Below are 19080 nucleotides of genomic sequence, written 5' to 3' on the forward strand. Positions count from 1 at the left end.
CGTTCACCATGCGCGGGCCTGCGTCAGTCGACCAGCGCGGCGATGACGGCCGCGGTGTCGGTGAGGTCGGCGAAGGTGACCGTGGGCGCGTGCTCCGCCAGCTCGTCCACCGAGTAGCGGCCGGTCGCCACCGCGAGCGTGCGCGCGCCCACGGAGCGCGCACACGCGATGTCGGCCGGCGTGTCGCCGACGACGACGATCGCGTCGCCCTCGAAGTCGCGCCCCACGACCTCGCGGGCACGGCGCTGCGCGACGCGCGGCAGCTCGGGGCGGTGCTCGTGGTCGGAGCCGAACGCGTTGACGCGGAAGCGCGCGACGTCGAGCCCCGCGCAGCGCAGCTTGATCGTCGCGCCGTCGGCGACGTTGCCGGTGAGGAGGCCCAGCACGACGTCGTCGCGCGGCTCCAGCGCATCGAGCAGCGCCTCCACGCCCGGCAGCGCCTGGAAGTTGCGCGCGCCGCCGGACACCTCGCGGCGCAGCCGCTCCAGGTAGCCGTCGATCGCCTGCGGCAGCCGCGCGTCGATGGACGCGTCGTCGTGGCCGGCGAGTCGCATCAGCTCGCGCGCGATCTGCGGATCGGTCTTGCCGTCGTAGTGCACGCTCGGGTCGGGCGTCGTGCCGAAGACGTGCACCAGCGCCCCCTCGAACGCGCGGCGCGCCGAGCCGTCGCCGCGCAGGAGCGTGCCGTCGATGTCGAAGAGGACCAGCTTCATTTGCGCGAGACGAGGAGGCCCGTGGTGATGGCCGCCGCGCCGCCGAGCTGCCACGCGGTGGGCACCTCGTGCAGCGAGACGAAGGCCACCGCCATCGCGATCAGCGGCTGCAGGTTGCTGTACATCGCGGTGCGCACGGGACCGAGCACGCGCACGCCGCGATAGTAGAAGAGGTAGGCGACGACCATCGCCGCGAGCCCCGCGTACGCCACCGACGCCCAGCCGGCCGTCGGCACGGTGCGCGTGTCGAGCGCGAGCAGCGACGGCGCGCCGAGGCCCACGAGCACGCCCACGCCGCCCAGCAGCGTGAACGCCGACAGGTGGATGGGGTGCACGCGCAGCGTGAAGGGCTTGAGCAGCACGGCGTAGAACGCCCACGACATCGAGCCCGCGAGCAGGATCAGCGCGCCGACGAGCGGCGCCTCGGCACTGGACGACGGCTGCACCGCGCTGCCGAGCACCACGCCCGCCATGCCGAGCAGCTGCAGCGCGATCCCGGTCCACTGCCGCCGCGACGGATGGTCGGTGCCGAGCACACGTCCCACGAGGCCGATGAGCGCGGGGCTGGACGCGAGCACGAGCGCCGCGGTCGCGACCGTCGAGCGCGCGACGCCCTGGATGAAGCAGAACTGGTAGACGCCGTGGCCCAGCAGCCCGAGGAGCGCGAGGCGGACCGCGTCGCGGCGCGACGGGCGCTGCGCGCGCAGGGCGAAGGCGACGCCGCACAGCACGACGGTCGCGAGCAGCACGCGCAGCGCGTTGAACGCGAGCGGCGGCATCACGCGCGTGCCGTACTTCACGACGCTGAAGTTGACGCCCCAGATGAGCGCCATCGCCAGCAGCATCAGGTCGGTGAGCCAGGCGCCCGACCGCGGAGCCGCCTCCGTGCGATCGGGCGCCAGTGCCTCGTGGACGTGGGACGCCATCCGCCCAATCTATTAGCTTGGCCCCATGTACGTCGCCTTCGCCCTGCTGGCCGACGCGGCCAACGTCGCCGTGGACGGGAAGCTCAACATCCTCGGCGTCTTCGACGCCCTGCACGCGGCCAGCTTCCCGGCCGTGCACCCACGCGTCAACCTGGTCGCGCGGTTCAAGGGCCAGGCGAGCGACGTCGGCACCCACCGGCTCGGCCTCCAGGTCACGGGCCCGGGCGGCGCGACGCTGCTCGGCCACGAGGCGCAGCTGAACATCCAGGCGCTGCCGGCCGGCGTCACCGACGTCGACATCCCGCTGGTGCAGACCTTCGACCTGCCGCTCGAGCGGCCCGGCCCGCACACGGTCCTGCTGCTGCTGGACGGCCGCGTGGTGGCGCAGCTGCCGCTGGCCGTGCAGGGCACGGGCGCCGCGCCGGTCCCGGCGTTCCAGCCGCCGCCGGGCACCCTCCTCAGCTGAGGGGCCGGCCCGACCGCGTCAGACGCGTCAGACGACGCGGCGCGCGTGCAGGAAGTTGGCGCGCAGCCGCTCGACGTACGGGTCGTCGTCGTCCACGAGGTCCTCGACGCTCCAGCCACCGCGGCCGAGGGCGAGGTGCGCCATGCGCAGCTCGTCGATCGCGAGGCCCACGTGCGTCACGCGGCGGTCCTCGCGGTCGCTGAAGAAGAGCAGGTCGCCCGCGGCCAGGCCGTCCAGCCGGTCGCGATGCTCGCCGACCAGCGCCTGCTGCCAGGCGTCGCGCGGCAGCTCGATGCCGTGGAGCCCGCACACGGCCTGCACGAACCCCGAGCAGTCGGCGCCCCAGGGCGTGAGCCCGCCCCACTGGTACGCGGTGCCCTCGAAGCGCCACGCGCTCTCCGCGATCGCGCCGCCGTCGCGCGGGAAGCGCGCCGCGCGCTCGGCGAACGGCACGGTCTCGCCGTCCAGCCGCGTCTGCGCGCCGAACACCACGGCGCCGAACGGCAGCCGCAGCGTGCGCTCGCCCGCACGGACGGTGCAGCCGAGCGACAGCGCGGGTGCGGCGTCGCCGATGACCGCGTCGTCCTCGCCCGCGTCCCGGCGCTGCGCGAAGGTGCGCTCCTCGTACGGGCGGAACGCGGGCGCGTCCTCGGGGACGCCCTCGGCGTCGTCGATCACCAGATAGCCGAGGTGCGCCCACCCCTCGTAGCCGTCGTGCAGCGTGCGCACGCGCCGCCAGTCGCCGGCCTCGCCGAGGACGAGCAGCGCGTGGCCGAACAGCGCCTGCGAGACCTGGCCGCTGGCGATGCGGGGCTCGGCGTGGAGCGGCGCGACGGGCGCGCGGACGATGGCGATGGCGGGCATTCCGTTTGGCTCCGTGGGGGCGAGCCAAAAATCTAAACGCTACGTGCCGCGAGTTGGGCTCTTCAGGTGTCGTCCCGAGTGCAGCGAGGGACCCGCTCTGCCAGGCGAGTGGCAAGTCGATGCGCGCCGGACCCGAACTGAGAGCAGACAGGATGACAGGATGACGAAGATCTTCCGCAACGGCACACGGAATGACGTGCCACGCGGAGTCTCCTGCTCATCCTGTCATCGTGTCGAAGCCGTTCGCCGTTCCAGATCCGGTGCGCCGACGCGCACCACTCGGCGGGGAGAGTAGGTCCCTCGTGATGCTCGGGACGACAAGAAAGCGCGCCGAGAGGTCGCAGCTCGCAGCGTCAGCCCGCCAGTCCCGGGATCCCGTCCCTTCCCACCGCGAACCGCACCGCGAGCTCCAGCGCGAGCTCCAGCGCCGCGGCCGCGCGCGTCTCGAGGCCGAGCACCTCGGCGGCGGTGGCGGGCGCGGCCTCGGCGGCAGCGGGGCCGATCGCGAACACGATGTCGCCGTCGAACGTCGTGCCGCACGGCGTGACGCGGCGCTGCAGCCCCGCGACCGCGGCGCGCGCGAGCTGCTGCAGCGCGACGCGGTCCAGCGCGCGCCGCGTGGCGACCACGCAGAGCGTCGTGTTGGTCATCGGCGGCGCGCTCACGTCGGCGAAGCGCGCGCTGGCGGACGCGCCCGCGGCCAGCACGCGCGCGGCATCCACGAACGCGCCGTCCGGGCCGCGCGCGCCGGCGAGCACCGCGCCCGCCGCATCGCGCACGTCGCCGAACGCGTTCACCACCGCGAGCGCGGCGCACGCGTCGTCGCCGGCGCCCAGCAGCGCGGCGCCGAAGCCCCCCTTCATCGCCCCACCGGCGCCCAGCAGCTTGCCGACCGTCGTGCCGGTGCCGGCGCCGACGCTTCCCTGCTCCGTCACCAGCGACGCCGCGCGCTCGCACGCGTCGTACGCCATCGCGGGCGTCGGCCGCGCGTCGAAGCGGCCGCACGGCGCGAGGTCGAACACGACCGCCGCGGGCACGATCGGCACGACGCCCGCGCCGACGTCGAAGCCGCGGCCGCGCTCCTCCATCCAGCGCATCACGCCGGCCGCGGCATCCAGGCCGTACGCGGATCCGCCCGTTAGCAGCAGCGCGTCCACGCGCTCGACCAGATGCTCGGGCGCCAGCACGGCCAGCTCGCGCGAGCCGGTCGCGCGCCCGACCACCGCCGCCGCGGCGCGGAACGGCCCGTCGATCCCGCGCACCACCGTGCATCCGGTACCACCGACGACGTCGCTCGCGTGGCCGACCGCGAGCCCGAACGCCGCCAGGTCCACCGGTGGCGGTGCGGCCGTCACCCGATCGACCCCTGCGACGCCGCCGACTCGGCGCCCACCACGAACGCGTCGTCCGGCGGCTCGACGCACGGCAGCTCCACGGTGAACGCCGCGCCGCCGCCCGGCGCGACGTCCACGCTCAGCCGCCCGCCGTGCTCGCGCACGATGCCCGACGACACCGCGAGCCCGAGCCCCGTCCCTTCCCCCACCGGCTTCGTCGTGAAGAACGGCTCGAAGATGCGCTGGCGGTCCTCGGGCGTGAGGCCCGGCCCGCTGTCCGCGACGACGACGAACAGCCGCTGCTCGTCGCGGCGCGTGCGCACCGTCAGGCGCCGCTCGCCCGCGTGCCGCACCAGCGCATGCTCCGCGTTCGTGATCAGGTTCAGGAAGACCTGCTGCAGCTGCGGGCCGTCCGCGAGCGTCGCGGGCAGCTCGTAGTCCAGCTCCAGCACGATGTCCACCTGCTGCGCACGCAGCGCGTAGCGGCGCAGGTCGAGCGCGTCGAGCACCACGCGGTTGAGGTCCGTGGCCGCGCGCTGTGGCGGGTGCTGGCGCGCGAACGCCAGCAGCTTCCCGACGATGCGCGCCGCGCGCCGCGCCTCGCGGTGGATCGTGTCGGTCAGCTCGCGCAGCTCGCGCGCCTCCGGCCCCGACGCCGCGTCGAGCGCCGGCTCGGCCAGCAGCAGCTCGCTGAACGCCAGCACGCCCGCGAGCGGGTTGTTCAGCTCGTGCGCGACGCCGCTCACCAGCTGTCCCATCGCCGCCAGCTTCTCGCGCTGCAGCAGCTGCTCCGCCAGACGGCGCTCGCCCGTCACGTCGCGCACGACGCCCAGCGCGCCGTCCACCACGCCGTGCTCCACCACCGGCGACGTGATCACCGACGCGACACGCGCACGGCCCTGCCGGTCGCGGTAGCGCAGCTCGCGGCGCACGCGCTCGCCGCGCAGCGTCGCCTCGACGATCGCCACCACCGCCTCGCGGTCGCGCGGATCGGCGACGGCGCTGCAGTGCTGGCCGATGAGCGTCGCTCGCGGATGGCCCGTGGCCAGCTCCATCGCGCGGTTGACGCTCGTGAGGCGGCCGAGCGAGTCGATGGTGAAGATCGCGTCGGACGCCGACTCGACCAGGCGCGAGTAGCGCGCCTCGCTCGCGAGCACGTCCTCCTGCGCGCGGCGCTCCTCGGTGACGTCGCGCAGCGAGGCCACGACGCCGCTCGTCGCGCCGACCTCGCGCAGCGGCGCGTTGGACACCTGCACCACGCGCTCCGCACCGTCGGGGCGCACGACGACCACCTCGTAGCGCTGCGGCTGCCCCTCGCGGCCGAGCGCGGAGCGCTGCACGACCTCCTCGGCGTCGTCGGCGCGCACGAGCTCCGACGCGTGCGCGCCGAGCAGCGCCTCCCCGCGCCCGAACAGCGCGAGCGCCGCCGGATTGGCGAAGGTGATGCGCCCGTCGCGGTCGCTGATCACGATCGCGTCGCCCGTCGTCTCGACGACGCTGCGGTAGCGCTCCGCGAGCGCCAGCTGCCCCGTCACGTCGTCGAACGTCACCACCGCGCCGCCGCCCGGATGCGGCGCCGCCACGAGGTCGAACACGCGGCCCGGCACGTCGGGCGTCAGCGGCCCGCGCTCGCCAGCGGCGCCGTCGGCCGCGCGCAGCAATGCGCGCGCGGGTGCGCCCTGCCGGAGCGCGGCGCGCACGAGCGCGGAGGCGCTCGGCGCCGTCCCGTCGGCGGGCAACTCCTCGTCGTCCTCGCCGTCGCGCACCACCGGCGCGACCATCGCGTGGCCCAGGCGCCCCGTCTCGTCGCGCCCCGCGAGGCGCGCATCCAGCGACGCGCCGTACAGCGCCCACGGCGACGCCGCGCCCAGGAGCTCCGCCGCGCGCGCGTTGCAGCGCACGATGCGGCCGTCCTCGTCGAGCACCGCCATGCCGGCCGCAATCGCGTCGAACGACACCTGCCACTCGCGTGTCGACGCTTCGGCCTCCTCGAACAGGCGCGCGTTCACGATCGCGACCGCCACCTGCTCCGCCAGCCGCTCCAGCACGCGCGCGTCCTCGGCGCCGAAGTCGGCGGCGCGGTTCACGACCGCGATCGCGCCGATCACGCCGTGCGCGGTGCGCAGCGGCACGACGACCGTCTTCTGGATCGGCGCCACGCTCTCCAGCGCCGCCACCGACTGCGCGTGGCGCGAGACCTCGTTCAGCACCAGCGGCGCGCCCTCCTCCATCGCGCGGCCGAGCAGGCTCCCCTCGATGGGCAGGTGCACGCCCGCGAGCAGCTCCACGCAGCCGACGCCGGCGACGACGTGGAGCCAGCCGTCACGCTTGAGCGCGATGCACGCGCCCTCGGTGTGCAGCAGGCCCACCGTGTGGCGCAGCACGAGGCGCAGCACCTCGCCCAGGCGCAGCGACGCGCCCACCGCGCGCGCCACCGCCACCAGCGCCTCGCTCTGGCGGCGCTCCGCCTCGCTCTCGGCAAAGAGGCGCGCGTTGGCGATCGCGGTGCCCGCCTGCGCGGCCAGCGTGCGCAGCAGCTCCTCGTGCTCCGGGCCGAACGCGCGCGGCGCGGCCGCGTGCACCGCGAGCACGCCGACGAGCTGCGTGCCCACGCGCATCGGCACCGCGAGCACGCTGCGCGCGGGCCCGCCGTCGCCCACCAGGTCGTCCGCCGCGGCGAGCGGAGAGCGCGCGGCGTCGTAGTCGTCCACGCGCACCGTCACGCCGGTGCGCGCGACCTCGCCGATGGGGCCCGCGCCCAGCGGCTGGTCGGCGCGTGGGCGCTGGATCCCCTGGATCTGCCGGATCGCGGTGCGCACGATCCCGCGCTCGAGGTCCGGATGCGCGACCACCAGCCCGTCGTGGGGCACGAGGCGCGCGACCTGGCGCGCCAGCTCGCGCACGACCTCCTGCGCGTCGAGCGACCGCGTGAGCGCGCCGCCGGCGTCATAGAGTCGCTGCAGCCGCTCCGCCCGCTGCGCCGCGAGCGCCGCGAGGTCGGTCCGCACGCACTCGTGCGCGAGGTGACTCGCGAGCAGCGCGATCCCCTGCACCACCGGCTCGGCCGGCGGCGCGCCGGTGGCACCCTCCAGCAGCACGGTCGCGTGACAGACGCCGTCGGCGCCGCGCGCGGCCAGCACGTAGACGCCCGCCGCCGCAGCGCCGCCGAAGGCCGCGCCGAACTCGTCGCGCGCCCACGGATCGCGCAGGTCGAGCCAGTAGCCCGCGCCCAGACCCACCTGCGCGCGCCGGCGCTCCAGCAGCCGCAGCCAGCGGCGCCACACGCGGCCGGCCACCAGCGTCTCGGGCAGCGCGCGCACCGCTGCCTCGTCCTCGAAGCCCTCGGCCACCAGGAGCGTGCGCTCCATCGCGCCGTCGCGCACCTCGAGCACCGCGCGCCCGAAGCCGAGCGCGCGCATGCCCGCCAGCAGCGCGCGCAGGCGCGCGTCCGGACCGTCGGCCGCGGCCGCGGCGCCCGTCGCGTCGGCGACGACGCGCAGCACGGTACCAGCGTCGATGCCGGCGTCGGCGATCTCGGGATGGGTCATCGGCGGGCGCGTGGCAACCCGCGCGGGGAGCGCGGCCGCGACACGGAACGGCTAGGAGGCGGGAACGAGCAGGGTGGCGGCGAGCGGTTCGACGCGCGCGACGAGGGGCGTGCGGCCGAGCAGCTCGCCGTCCGCCTGGGCCGCGCGCTGGGGCACGGTCTCGATGCGGAACTCGCGTGCTGCACGGTAGACGACGCAGCGGTCGTCGCGAAAGTCCTTGCGCAGCAGCCGCCAGGAGACGCGCACGGCGTCGCCGACCGACTCGGGCGAGAACAGGCACAGGTCGAGACGCCCGTCGTCCGCCCGGATACCCGGCCCGAAGTGGAAGAGGTCCCCCAGCACCGCACCGAAGTTGACGATCATCACCGCCGCCGCGTCCCGCCGCAGCTCCTCGACGCCGTCGATCACGATGCGGACCGTGAACCGGTCGCGGGCGATCAGGGCGCGCGCGGCGGTCAGCGCGTAGGCGAGAACGCCCAGGCGGCGCTTCCAGCGGGCGGGCGTCTCCTCGATCATCCGCGCGTCGATGCCCACCCCCGCCGCGAAGGCGAAGCGGCGCGGCGCCTGCCCCTCGGCCTCGACGACCCCGAGGTCGATGCGCGCGACGTCGCCGTGCAGCAGCGACGCGACCGCGTCCCGCACGCCGAGCGGCACGCCGAGCGTGCGCGCCATGAGGTTGCCGGTGCCGCCGGGGAGGATGCCGACCGGCGTGTCCCCGTGCGCGAGCGCGCCGACGACCTCCATCGCCGTCCCGTCGCCGCCGAGCGTGAACACCGCGTCCACGGCCTCGCGCGCGACCGCCAGCTCCGCCGCGTGGCCGGCGCGGGCGGTGCGCGCGACGGTGCACGCGACGCCGGCCCGCACGAACGCCTCGCAGGCGTCGGCCTCGCGCGCGGCGGCCTGGCGGGCGGCGGGGTTGACGATGAGCAGGACGGAACGAATCAGGCTCCGCTCGGCGCGCGGCGCTCCGCGCTCGGCGCTCACTTCGTCCCGGCGGCGACGCGAGCGCTGAGCGCGGAGCGCCGAGCGACGCGGAGGCGATCGGTCAAAAGCTCCACCGCCGGAAGATGTCGATGCCGCCCTGCGTCGGCGTCTGCTGGTACGAGCGCGTGGACGTCCCGCGCTGGCAGGCCTGCTGCACCGAGCCCGGCTCGAGGCCCAGCTCCACGCTCAGCGTCGGCGTCAGGCGGCGCTCGATCTTGAATCCGAGGCCGTTGGCGAACAGCGCGAGCGAGTTCGCCTCGGTGGGCGAGTTGAGGCCGCAGAGGCCCGTCGTGAACGTGTAGAACGTGCGGCGTCCGAGCTGCCCGCCGAAGCCGAGGCGCGTGCGCGAGAGGATGCTGCTGCTGCTGCCGAGGAAGCCCGTCGCGTCGCCCGCCGCGCCACCGGTCTGCACCTGCACGACGTCGAACGGCCCACCCTGCGTCAGCGCGCCCGAGAGCAGGCTCCCCGCCAGGCGCAGCGCGAGCGCGGCGCCCTGCTCGCTCCCCTGCGTCGTGCCGAGCACCGCGGACGCGGGCTCGCCGGTGACGAGGTAGCTGATCAGGTCCGTGTCGGGGATCGGCGGGTTGTCGGCGCTGGAGAGGCGCAGCGTCGGCTGGTTCAGCGTGCCGCCGATGTTGACCTGCACGCGCACGTCGGGACGGTTGGTCCCGCTGCGCACCTGCCGCACCACGTGCACCGCGCGCACGTCGAGCGTCGGGTTGAGGTCGGGCGTGCCGAAGAAGCGCAGCGTGCCCGGCTCGACCTCGAAGATGGGCTGCGCGAAGCCGAGGTTCAGGCGGTACGTGCCGCGCGTGACGCCGAGCGCGCCGAGGAGCGCGAGCTGCGCCTGGTCGCGGCCCGCGCCGGCGAAGCTGCCGCCGCGCGCGACCGCGCGCGTCACCGCCAGCGACCCACCGAGCTTGATGTTCGCCTCGGGCGACCGCAGCCAGACGTCGTCGCCCACCTCCAGGCGCACGTCGTCGAGCGTGAGGTTCTCGACGAACGCGCTCGGCGCGGGGATCAGCCGGCGGTTCTGGCCGATGGTCGTGTCGACGACGTCGCGGTACTCGTTGAGGTCGACGATGCGCTTGTCGATCAGCTCCGGGATGTAGACGCGCCCGCGCTCCGCGCGCACCGCGCCGCGCACGACGGCGGCGCGGTACGGCCCCGTCACGCTCACCGGCTCCGGCGTCGACAGCCAGAGCGTGGCGAGCCGCGGGCGGTCGATCGCGAGGAAGTTGCGCGCGGCCAGCCGCAGCCCGAAGGTCGGGTTGTCCACCGACGTCAGGCGCACGAAGCCCGTGAGCGCCAGCGTGTCGCCGACGCCGCCGCTGCGCGCGAAGACGCGGCGGACGGCGACGCTGTCGCCCTCCAGCGCGACGTCGGCGGCGAGCGACTGCAGGCGGATCCCCGCGGGCTGCACCGTCGCGGCGCCATTGTCCAGCCGCAGCGCGCCGAACAGGCGCGGGCGCTCCCACGTGCCGCCGAGGTCGAAGCCGATGCGCATGCGGCCCGCGACGTCGCGCAGCCCGGGCACGATCGCGCCGAACAGCGCGAGGTCGAGCGAGTCCGCGCGCACCACGCCGCGCAGCGTGTCGTCGGGCAGGCGCCGCGTGCCGGGCAGCAGCGCGAGGTCGATCGGCAGCGCGGCGTTCGCGGTCAGCAGCTGCGCGCCGTCGCGGAACAGCCCGAGGTTCGCGGTCAGCCGGCGCACCGCGTAGTCGCCGGTGGCGGTGATGCGCTCGACCTTCACGCCGGCCAGCGTCGCGTCGCGCGCGTCGGCGCGCAGCGTCACCAGCGGGAGCGCGCGGGTCCCCGCGAGCTGCGCGCCGAACGTCAGCCGTCCGTCGTACGAGGCCGCGGGCGCGGTCGTCGCCGCTCCGGTGGGCGCGCTGCCCACGAGCCCCGACACGCGCGCGAGGTCCGCGATCGGCACCGCGTCGAGCGCGAGCGCGCCACGCACCGCGCCGGTGTCCTGCAGCTGCGCGCCGACGGCGATGCGCGCGCCCGCGCCGTCGCGCAGCACCAGCGAGTCGAGCGCGATCGCGTTGCCCGCACGCCGCGTCGTCAGCCGCGCGGGCGCGGCCAGCCGGTACTCGCGCCCCGCCGCCACGGCGAGCCGCGCGCTGTCCACCAGCACCTCGGTGCTGTCCGTCGCGAGGCGCGTGCGCCCGACCGCCTCCAGCGCGGCGCCCGAGTCGCTGCCCGCGCGCACCGCCCACGTGCCCGAGCGCGGCGCACCCAGCGCGTCCGCGCGCAGCGAATCCGTCGCGAAGCGCCCCTCGGCCCGTGCCAGCGAGAGGCCGCCGAGCAGCAGCGAGTCGCCCGACGCGGTGAGGCGCAGCGCGGCGGCGCGCAGCAGGTCGTGGCCCTCCAGGCGCGCATCGACGAGCGCGGCGCGCGTGCGCCCGTAGGCGAGCGCCTCACCTTCCAGCCGCGCGGTCAGCGAGAGGCCGGGCGAGGTGACCGCCGTGTCGAGCGTCCCCGCGAGCACGCCCTGCAGCCGCAGCGTGCCGGAGAGCGAGTCGGCGCCCGACGGATCGGCGCCCGTGCTGTTGGCCAGCAGCCAGCGCCGCAGCCCGCCCAGCGAGTCGGCGACGACGCGGACCTGCAGCGAGTCGGTGCGCGTGCTGGTGAGGCCGAGCCCACCCGCGGCGACGAGGCGCGCGGCCGTGCTCTCGACGTCGAGCGTGTCGACGCGCAGGCGACCATCCAGGAACCCGAGACGCGCCACGCCTCCGTAGATGCGCGCGCCGTCCACGATCGAGCGGCCGAGCGTGAGCTGCAGCGATCCCGAGAGATCGGCCGGTCCGCTGCCGACCGCGTTCACCGTGCCGTCGGCCGTGATGGAGGTCTCCGGCAGCTTCGGGTCGCCGAGGAGCGTGCGCAGGTCGAGCTGTGCGGCGCCGATCGCGCCGGTGGCGCCGTAGGACGGCTCGAAGGCGTCGAGCGTGCCGTCGAAGCGGAGCGTGCCCGCCGGGCCGGTGAGCGACGTCGCGACGCGCAGCGCGTCCACCGTGCCCGTCGCGCGCAGCGGGCCCGAGACCAGCCCGCGCAGCGGCAGCGTCGGGTACGAGCGCGCGAGCGCGTCGAGCGACAGCGGCTGCGCCTGCAAGTTCAGCGCGTACGTCATGAACTGCGTGCCCCACGTGACGCGGCCGTCGCCCGTGAAGCGCGACGGCGGCGCGGGGCCGTCGGTGTGCGTCAGGTCCGCGTCGCGGAAGCGGACGTCGAGCCACGACGAGTCGAGCGTCGCGCGCCCCGCCACCAGCCCGCCGATGCGCGGGAAGTTCGGGTTCAGGTACGTCAGCGTGCGCAGGTCGAGCTGCGCGACGTCCACGCGCAGCCCCTGGAACTTCGTGAACGCGGGGAAGAGGATGTCGAGCCCACCGCGCGCCGTGCCGCGCGTGACGGCGCCGGGCACGTTGCGGTCGGCGAAGGTGAAGCGCGCGTCGTCGACCAGGAAGCGGTCGAGCGGGCCGCCGCGCGCCTTCACGGTGCCGGTGATCGTGCCCTGCCAGTCGTACGGGAACGGCTTGCCGTTGAGCGCGCGGATCAGGTCGAAGTCCATCGGGTCCGCGCGCAGGTCGACGTCCTTCACGCCCAGCACCGGCCCGCCGACGGCGTACGTCATCGCGCCGCGCAGCCGCGAGCGCGTGGTGCGCACGTCCATGTCGTGCAGGCCGTAGTCGATGATGCGCAGGTTCCGCGGGTCGTTGCGGATGGTGAGCGTCATGCTCCCGCCGCCCGTGCGCGGCAGCGTGGGATAGACCCACGCGACGTCGCGCAGCGAGACGGAGTCGCCCTTCACGCGCACGTCGTAGCGCATGGGCAGGTTGCTGCCCCAGACGATCTTCGCGCGCCCGCTGCCGGTGGAGCCCGCGAGGTCCCAGTGCGGGATCTCCGCCCAGATCGAGTCGCCCAGCCAGCGCACGTCGCCGCGCACGTTGCGCCAGCGGAACGGCGGGTCGGTCTCATCGACGTCCAGGCGCGCGACGGCGAAGCGGCGGCCCGCGGTGTCGGGATCGGCGAGGCGCGCGTAGCCCAGCGCGACGAAGCCGTTGGTCCACCGCCACGTGCGCGTGAAGTCGCGGCCGCGCCGGCGGATCTCGGCGTCGGGACGCGCGAGGTTGCGCGCGATCGCGCTGTCGCGCCGCGCGCCGCGCAGCGAGTCGGCGGGATGCCACGGCATCGTCAGCACGAACGTCCCGCCGCGCACCACCACGGAGTCGGCGACGATGTAGTCGCCGAAGCTGCGCCCCGTCTTCGGGCCGGACGGCCCGCCCGGCGGGAAGACGCGCTTGTAGTTCCACATCCCGTCCTCGGCCTGCGACAGCCGGACGGTCGGCTTCTCGACCTCGACGCGACGCAGCAGGACGCGCCGGTCGATCAGGTCGCGCACGTCGTACGTGACGCGGATGCGCGACGCGGCGACGAAGAGCGAGTCGTCCGGCCCGCGGATGACGACCGAGTCCACCGTGACGCCGCCGAGGAAGCTGCCGCTGATGCGTCCGACGTAGAGCGAGCCCTTCACCCGCGGCGCGAGCACCTCGACGATCGTGCGCCGCACCCAGTCCTGGCCCGTGCCCGTCTGCGTGACGCCGACGACCATGCCCACCGCCAGCACGCACAGGGCGAGCAGGGCGGCGGCGCTGGCGATGGCGACGGTGCGACGGCGAGGCAAGGGGAGCGGAACGGCGGAGGACGGAACCGCGGAGAACGAGACGGCGGAGGACGGAGGGGCGCGATACGGAACGGCGGCGCTGGGCCAGCCGCGAACGATACCGATCCGGCGGGAGCGCCGGGAGCGATGCGGTCGCGACCGCTGCGTACCCCGGGTGGGGCAGCCCGGTCCGCCGGCCGCCGCCCCATCGTTTCACGCCCCACCGTCCTCCGCCCCTCCGTCCTCCGCGGTTCCGTCTTCCGCCGTTCCGCTCTCAGAAGGCTTGTCCGATCCAGATCGACGGGTTCAAGCGCTTCAGGAACCCGCTCGGCGCCCGCGGCCGGAAGTCGGCGGGGCAGCTCCCCGGCTCCTGCACCGGGTACGCGTCGCCCGGGCGCGTGGGGCGGACCAGCAGCTGGTTGGGCGGCGCCACGCAGTAGAGCTCCTGCTGGCTCGTGCCGTTCGCCCGATCCCGCGGCTCGGTGACGTAGTACGCCGCGCCGCCGATCGGGTCGTACGGGTTGTAGCCCAGGTCCACGCGGATGGCGCCGAACGGCGACCGGATGCGGACGCCCGCGCCCGGCGTGAAGCGCAGCCGCCCCTGGATGTCGGCCGTGCGAACCTTCCGGTCCCACACCGCGCCCGCGTCGGTGAACAGCGCCAGCGACAGCAGCTGCGGCAGCACCGGGCTGCGGAGCTGCGCCTCGAGGTTGCCCACCACCAGCGAGTTGCCGCCGACCGGAATGGTGCGCTCCACGGGCACCTCGGCGGGGTCGGCGAAGTAGGTCACCTCGCCCGTCACGGGCGCCGTCAGCGTGTCGAAGCGCTGCACGAGGTAGACGACGGGCCCCAGCTCGTTCTGCCGGAAGCCGCGCACGGTCGTCGGCCCGCCGGCGAACAGGCGCTCCTGCGGCGGCGCGCCGCCGAACAGCGCCCCGCCCTGCACGTGCGCGATCAGCAGCGAGCCCGATCCGGCGCCGCCCAGCCGCTGGTACCACGTCGCGTCCAGCGTCGCCTTGCTGAAGCGCTGCGACCGGTCCGAGCCCGTGAACGCCGACGAGTGCCGGAGGCTGAGACGCTGCTGCGTGCCACTGGTCGGGTTCAGCGGATCGTTCGTGCGATCGCGCACCAGCGAGTAGCCGAGCGCGCCCAGCGGCACGCGCCGCGCGAGGAACTCGCGCGCGTCGCGGTCGCAGGCCGAGAACACCGCGCAGAACACCGCGGCGTTGGCCTCGGTGCTCCCCAGCTCCAGCTGGTACGTGAAGGTGCTCGGCAGCCGCGAGCCGGCGCGGCTGGCGACCGAGAAGAGCGCGCCGACCGACGTCGTGCGGCGGAAGGCGTTGTACTCCGACTGCCGCGACGTGAACAGCGTCAGCGACGGCACGCGCCGGAGCCGGAAGAGGCGCGGCTGCCGGATCGTGGCGCCCAGGTAGTAGTTCAGCTTGTCGCTGTAGAGATCGTTCTTCGCCTGCGGGCACAGGTCCTCGGCGCCGTCCAGCGGGTCCCCGATCCCGATGCGCGAGACGCGTCCCGTCAGCTCCAGCCGCTGCGCGCGCGGCAGGAAGTAGTAGCTCGTGAGGTCGCCCTGGGTGCGGAAGCAGTCGAGCGTCGCCCAGCCGGCGGAGACGCGCGCGGCGCGCAGGTCGCCCTCCGTCACGGTCACGATCAGGTTCGCCACCGAGTCGGGGACGCCGGCCGCGGTGTCGACGCGGATCTCGACGCGGCGGTACGCGTCGGTCTGGTAGAGCGTGCGCTGCGCCTCGACGATGTCGGCGGCGCTGAACGGATCGCCCGTGCGCAGGCCGAGCGTGCGGCGCACGACCGGCTCGGGGATGCGCGGCAGGCGGCCGCCCGTGGTGTCCGCCTGCACGGTGATCCGGCCCAGCCGCGTGAACGGCCCCGGCACGAAGCGGAGCGTCGCCGTCGCGGTCATCGTCGCGAGGTCGGTCGTCCACTCGGGGAGCGCGTCGGCGGCGGGATACCCCGTGTCGCGCAGCCGCGCGATGATCGAGTCGCGCCCCGCCTCCAGCAGGTTCCGGTCGAAGACGCCGCCGCGGCGCAGCGGGAAGTCGCGCGCGAGGCGCGCGCCGTCGCGCACGGAGTCGAGCCCCGCGATCGTCAGCGACTCGAGCCGGAGCGGCGCGCCCTCGGTGATGCGGAAGGTCACCGCGACCGCGTTCGGCGCGACGGCGCGCACCGTCGTGTCCACCTCCGCCTTCGGGTAGCCGCGCCGCCGGTAGTACGCCTGCAGGCGCAGCAGGTCGCGCGGGAACTCGTCGGGGTCGAGGCAGCGGCGCGTGCCGACGATGCGCAGCCGGCTCACGACCGACGACGGCGTCGTCACCACCACGAGGCCCAGCTCGACGTCCGAGAAGGCGCGGTTCCCCTCGAAGCGGAGCGCGCGCACCTCGCGGTCGCCGGCCTCGCAGGCGACGTCCTGGGCGTGGACGGCCGGCGCGGCCGCCGCGCCCAGCAGGCACGCGACCGCCAGCCGCGCCAGGCGGCGCGTCAGGAGACGCGCCGTGCGGACGACGCTCACTCGGCGGCGCGCGGTCGCGGGACGGGCCGCGTGCGCGGCAGCGGACGGGGCGTCGGTCGGGGCTGCGTGGGCGCGAGCGGCGCCCGCGACAGCCAGATCGACGACAGGTACGCGGTCACCAGCCCCGCGATGAGGCCCGCGCCGACGGCCGCCAGCGTCGTCGGGCCATCGAGCGGCCGTCGGATGACGAACGCCGAGACGGAGCGCGCGACGGCGCGCTCGGCGGCCGCTTCCCGCTCTTCCTTAGTTGGCTTGTCGCTCACAGCCGCTCCACCAGGATGGTGCCGGCGCCCGTCGCCTTCGCACGCCGCTTGGCGTCCGCGGCGCGCACGCCCAGGTCCACGCTCGATCGCCAGCGCGCGGCGTCCACCAGGAGGACCACCGCCGTCAGCGTCGCGAGCGGAAACTCGCGCAGCGTGCCCTGGCGGTCGAGCCCCGTGAAGCGGCCGTGCGCGCTCACTTCGGCGCCCACGCGCCGCTCCACCAGCTTGCGGAAGGCGCGCTGCGCCTCGCGCACCAGCCCCTCGGCGCGCGCGGGCGTCGTCACCAGCAGGAAGTCGTCGCCGCCGATGTGGCCCGCGAAGTCGCCGTCCGGCCCCAGCACGCCGCCGGTGGCGGTGACGCACTCCTGCAGCACCGTGCCCGCGTCGCGGATCACCGCGTCGGCCACCGCGAAGCCGAAGACGTCGTTGAACGGCTTGAAGTGGTCGACGTCCAGGTAGCACACCGCGAACGGGTGGCCACGCTCGGCGCGGCGCGCCAGCTCGTCGTCGATCGCGCGGGAGCCCGGCAGCCCGCTGGTCGGGTTGCGGTCGCCCTCGCGGCGCACCAGCCGCACGAGCGCGTTGACGCGCGCGCGCAGCTCGCGCGGGTCGAACGGCTTGGCGAGGTAGTCGTCGGCGCCCGCGTCGAAGCCCTCGACCTTGGCCTCGATGTCCGACTCCGCGGTCAGCATCAGCACCGGCACGCGCGCGGTCATCGGGTTGCCCTTCACCGCGCGGCAGACGTCGAAGCCGGACATCCCGGGCATGGCGACGTCCAGGATCAGCAGGTCGGGCTCGCGCGCGCGGAGCTGCGCGAGCGCCGCGGGCCCGTCGGGCGCGAGCGCGACCTCGTGGCCCGACGCCTCCAGCAGGTCGCGCACCATCAGGCGCATCTGCTCGTGATCGTCGGCGTAGAGAAGGTAGCTCACGGGGTGTTTGACGGGCCTCGGGACGGCCGGGTAAGTTCACGCGCCTGAATCGCTTGTGTCAACTGCGTCGGCGACCGCGCGGCGTGGGCGCACATCCTGCGCCGCGACGACGCGGCGCCCGAGTGACTGGCGTCACCGCACCCTCATCGCCCGCTCCGCCATGCGCCGGCTGCCCCGCCCCGTCCGATCCGTCTCCGCTGCCGCGCTGACCGCGCTCGCGGCGGTCTCCGTGCTCTCCGCCTGCCGCGGCGGCGACGCGGCGCCGGATCGGCGGGCGTTCGTCGACTCCCGCGACACGTACGACCCGCGCTCGCTCGACCCGGCGCTCTCCACCGACGTGCCCACGGGCCGCGCGGTGAGCTACCTGTTCGATGGGCTGGTGCGCTTCACGCCCGACGCGCGCGTGGTGCCCGCGCTCGCGGCGCGCTGGGACGTGTCGCCCGACGGGCTGACGTACACCTTCCACCTGCGCCAGGGCGTCACCTTCCACGACGGCACGCCGCTGAAGGCCGCGCTGGTCACGAGCAGCTTCCAGCGCGCGCTCGATCCGGCGGTGCGCGGGGGGCGCGGCTGGCCACTCTACCCGATCCGCGGCGCGCGCGAGTTCTCCGACGGCAAGGCGACGTCGCTCGCCGGCGTGCGCACGCCGGACGACAGCACGGTCGTCGTCACGCTCACCGAGCCGCTGGCGATCTTCCCCAAGCTGCTGGCCATGCCGGTCGCGGCGATCGTGCCGGAGAAGGTCGGCCCGGACTTCGGGCAGAACCCGGTCGGCACGGGTCCGTGGAAGTTCGTCGAGTGGAAGCACGACGACTACGTGAAGTTCGCGCGCTTCGAGAAGTACTGGGGCCAGCAGCCCGGCGCCGACACGCTCATCGCGCGCATCATCCCCGAGCCCAGCACCGCGGTCGCCGAGTTCGAGAGCGGCACGGTGGACGTGCTGCAGGTGCCCGAGGGCGAGACGCGCAGCTGGGAGCAGACCGACGAGAAGAGCGCGCGCCTGCAGAGCGCGCCCGCGCTCATCCTCTACCACGTCGCGATCAACACCACGCGCGGCCCGCTCGGCGACCCGCGCGTGCGGCAGGCGCTGAACCACGCGGTCGACACGCGCGCGATCCTCGACCAGCTGCTGGCGGGACGCGGACGCCTGTCGGCGAGCGTCATCGCGCCGTCGCTGGAGGGCGCGGACACGGCGCGCGCGCGCTACGCCTACGACGTGAACAAGGCGAAGCAGCTGCTCGCCGCCGCCGGGCACCCGACCGGCATCGACGTCGAGCTCTGGTCGTCGCAGGACGCGACCATCGCGCGGCTGGCGCAGAGCATCCAGGGCTACCTGAACGCCGCCGGCATCCGCACGAAGCTCGTGCAGCGCGACGCGTCCGCGGTGCGCGAGGCGGCGCGCAACGGCCAGGCGGACCTGTTCGTGAAGACGTGGTACGCCGACTACCCCGACGCCGACGCCTTCCTCTACCCGCTGCTGCACTCGGCCAGCAAGGGCGTGGGCGGCAACTACTCGTTCTACGGCAGCGCGGCGGTGGACAGCCTGATCACGCTCGCGCGCCGCACGCAGGACGACGCGCAGCGCGCCGCGCTGTCGCGCCAGGCCGACTCGCTCGCGTTCGCCGACGCGCCGATGATCTACCTGTTCCACTACAACGAGCTGTACGCGGTCCAGCCGTGGATCCGCGGCTTCCAGGTGCCGACGATCTTCAACGGCCAGCGCTGGCAGGACGTGAAGATCGACGCGACGGGGACGCGATGACGATTCGCGCCCTCACCGCTCGACGCTCGCCGCTCGACGCTCGGCCCGCCCGCGGGTTGACGCGAGCGTCGAGCGGCGAGCGTTGAGCG

General features: G+C 75.1%; 12 protein-coding genes. 2 read left to right on the forward strand and 10 right to left on the reverse strand.

Going from position 1 to position 19080, the window contains the following annotated elements:
- Positions 1 to 23: 23 nt before the first annotated feature.
- Positions 24 to 713, reverse strand: a complete 690-nt coding sequence (locus rosag_RS24515) for an HAD family hydrolase (protein WP_284352828.1) — start codon at positions 711 to 713, stop codon at positions 24 to 26.
- Positions 710 to 1639, reverse strand: a complete 930-nt coding sequence (locus tag rosag_RS24520) for a DMT family transporter (RefSeq protein ID WP_284352829.1) — start codon at positions 1637 to 1639, stop codon at positions 710 to 712. The genes rosag_RS24515 and rosag_RS24520 overlap by 4 nt, the downstream gene beginning before the upstream one ends.
- 25 nt (positions 1640 to 1664) lie before the next feature.
- Between rosag_RS24520 and rosag_RS24525 the strand changes: the two genes are divergently transcribed.
- Positions 1665 to 2105: a DUF6941 family protein gene (locus rosag_RS24525; RefSeq protein WP_284352830.1), complete on the forward strand. Its 441-nt coding sequence runs from the start codon at positions 1665 to 1667 to the stop codon at positions 2103 to 2105.
- 27 nt (positions 2106 to 2132) lie between these two features.
- On the opposite strand, the gene rosag_RS24530 is transcribed toward rosag_RS24525, so the two are convergent.
- The 8 genes from rosag_RS24530 to rosag_RS24565 form a co-directional block, all read right to left on the reverse strand.
- Positions 2133 to 2969 (reverse strand): C40 family peptidase, encoded by an 837-nt coding sequence (locus rosag_RS24530; protein ID WP_284352831.1) that lies wholly within the window; start codon positions 2967 to 2969, stop codon positions 2133 to 2135.
- Between the two features lie 353 nt (positions 2970 to 3322).
- Entirely contained in the window at positions 3323 to 4324 is a 1002-nt protein-coding gene (locus tag rosag_RS24535; protein WP_284352832.1) for a P1 family peptidase, read from the reverse strand.
- Positions 4321 to 7851 (reverse strand): PAS domain S-box protein, encoded by a 3531-nt coding sequence (locus rosag_RS24540; protein ID WP_284352833.1) that lies wholly within the window; start codon positions 7849 to 7851, stop codon positions 4321 to 4323. Before rosag_RS24540 ends, rosag_RS24535 begins: the two co-directional genes overlap by 4 nt.
- 51 nt (positions 7852 to 7902) lie before the next feature.
- Positions 7903 to 8835 carry a diacylglycerol/lipid kinase family protein gene (locus tag rosag_RS24545; protein ID WP_284352834.1) on the reverse strand — a complete coding sequence of 311 codons (933 nt, stop codon included), beginning with the start codon at positions 8833 to 8835 and terminating at the stop codon, positions 7903 to 7905.
- Between the two features lie 61 nt (positions 8836 to 8896).
- Positions 8897 to 13519, reverse strand: a complete 4623-nt coding sequence (locus tag rosag_RS24550) for a translocation/assembly module TamB domain-containing protein (RefSeq protein ID WP_284352835.1) — start codon at positions 13517 to 13519, stop codon at positions 8897 to 8899.
- Between the two features lie 253 nt (positions 13520 to 13772).
- Positions 13773 to 16037: a BamA/OMP85 family outer membrane protein gene (locus tag rosag_RS24555; RefSeq protein WP_284352836.1), complete on the reverse strand. Its 2265-nt coding sequence runs from the start codon at positions 16035 to 16037 to the stop codon at positions 13773 to 13775.
- Positions 16034 to 16300 carry a hypothetical protein gene (locus rosag_RS24560; RefSeq protein WP_284352837.1) on the reverse strand — a complete coding sequence of 89 codons (267 nt, stop codon included), beginning with the start codon at positions 16298 to 16300 and terminating at the stop codon, positions 16034 to 16036. Before rosag_RS24560 ends, rosag_RS24555 begins: the two co-directional genes overlap by 4 nt.
- Positions 16297 to 17229 (reverse strand): GGDEF domain-containing response regulator, encoded by a 933-nt coding sequence (locus rosag_RS24565; RefSeq protein WP_284352838.1) that lies wholly within the window; start codon positions 17227 to 17229, stop codon positions 16297 to 16299. Before rosag_RS24565 ends, rosag_RS24560 begins: the two co-directional genes overlap by 4 nt.
- A gap of 160 nt (positions 17230 to 17389) precedes the next feature.
- Between rosag_RS24565 and rosag_RS24570 the strand changes: the two genes are divergently transcribed.
- Positions 17390 to 18991 carry an ABC transporter substrate-binding protein gene (locus tag rosag_RS24570; protein ID WP_284352839.1) on the forward strand — a complete coding sequence of 534 codons (1602 nt, stop codon included), beginning with the start codon at positions 17390 to 17392 and terminating at the stop codon, positions 18989 to 18991.
- The last annotated feature ends 89 nt before the right edge of the window (positions 18992 to 19080 follow it).

This window comes from Roseisolibacter agri, assembly GCF_030159095.1.
Lineage (GTDB): Bacteria > Gemmatimonadota > Gemmatimonadetes > Gemmatimonadales > Gemmatimonadaceae > Roseisolibacter > Roseisolibacter agri.

Coding starts and splice junctions, on each gene's coding strand:
- rosag_RS24520 (WP_284352829.1), bottom strand. CDS start 1,639: ATGGCGTCCCACGTCCACGAGGCACTGGCGCCCGATCGCACGGAGGCG.
- rosag_RS24540 (WP_284352833.1), bottom strand. CDS start 7,851: ATGACCCATCCCGAGATCGCCGACGCCGGCATCGACGCTGGTACCGTG.
- rosag_RS24515 (WP_284352828.1), bottom strand. CDS start 713: ATGAAGCTGGTCCTCTTCGACATCGACGGCACGCTCCTGCGCGGCGAC.
- rosag_RS24570 (WP_284352839.1), top strand. CDS start 17,390: ATGCGCCGGCTGCCCCGCCCCGTCCGATCCGTCTCCGCTGCCGCGCTG.
- rosag_RS24530 (WP_284352831.1), bottom strand. CDS start 2,969: ATGCCCGCCATCGCCATCGTCCGCGCGCCCGTCGCGCCGCTCCACGCC.
- rosag_RS24525 (WP_284352830.1), top strand. CDS start 1,665: ATGTACGTCGCCTTCGCCCTGCTGGCCGACGCGGCCAACGTCGCCGTG.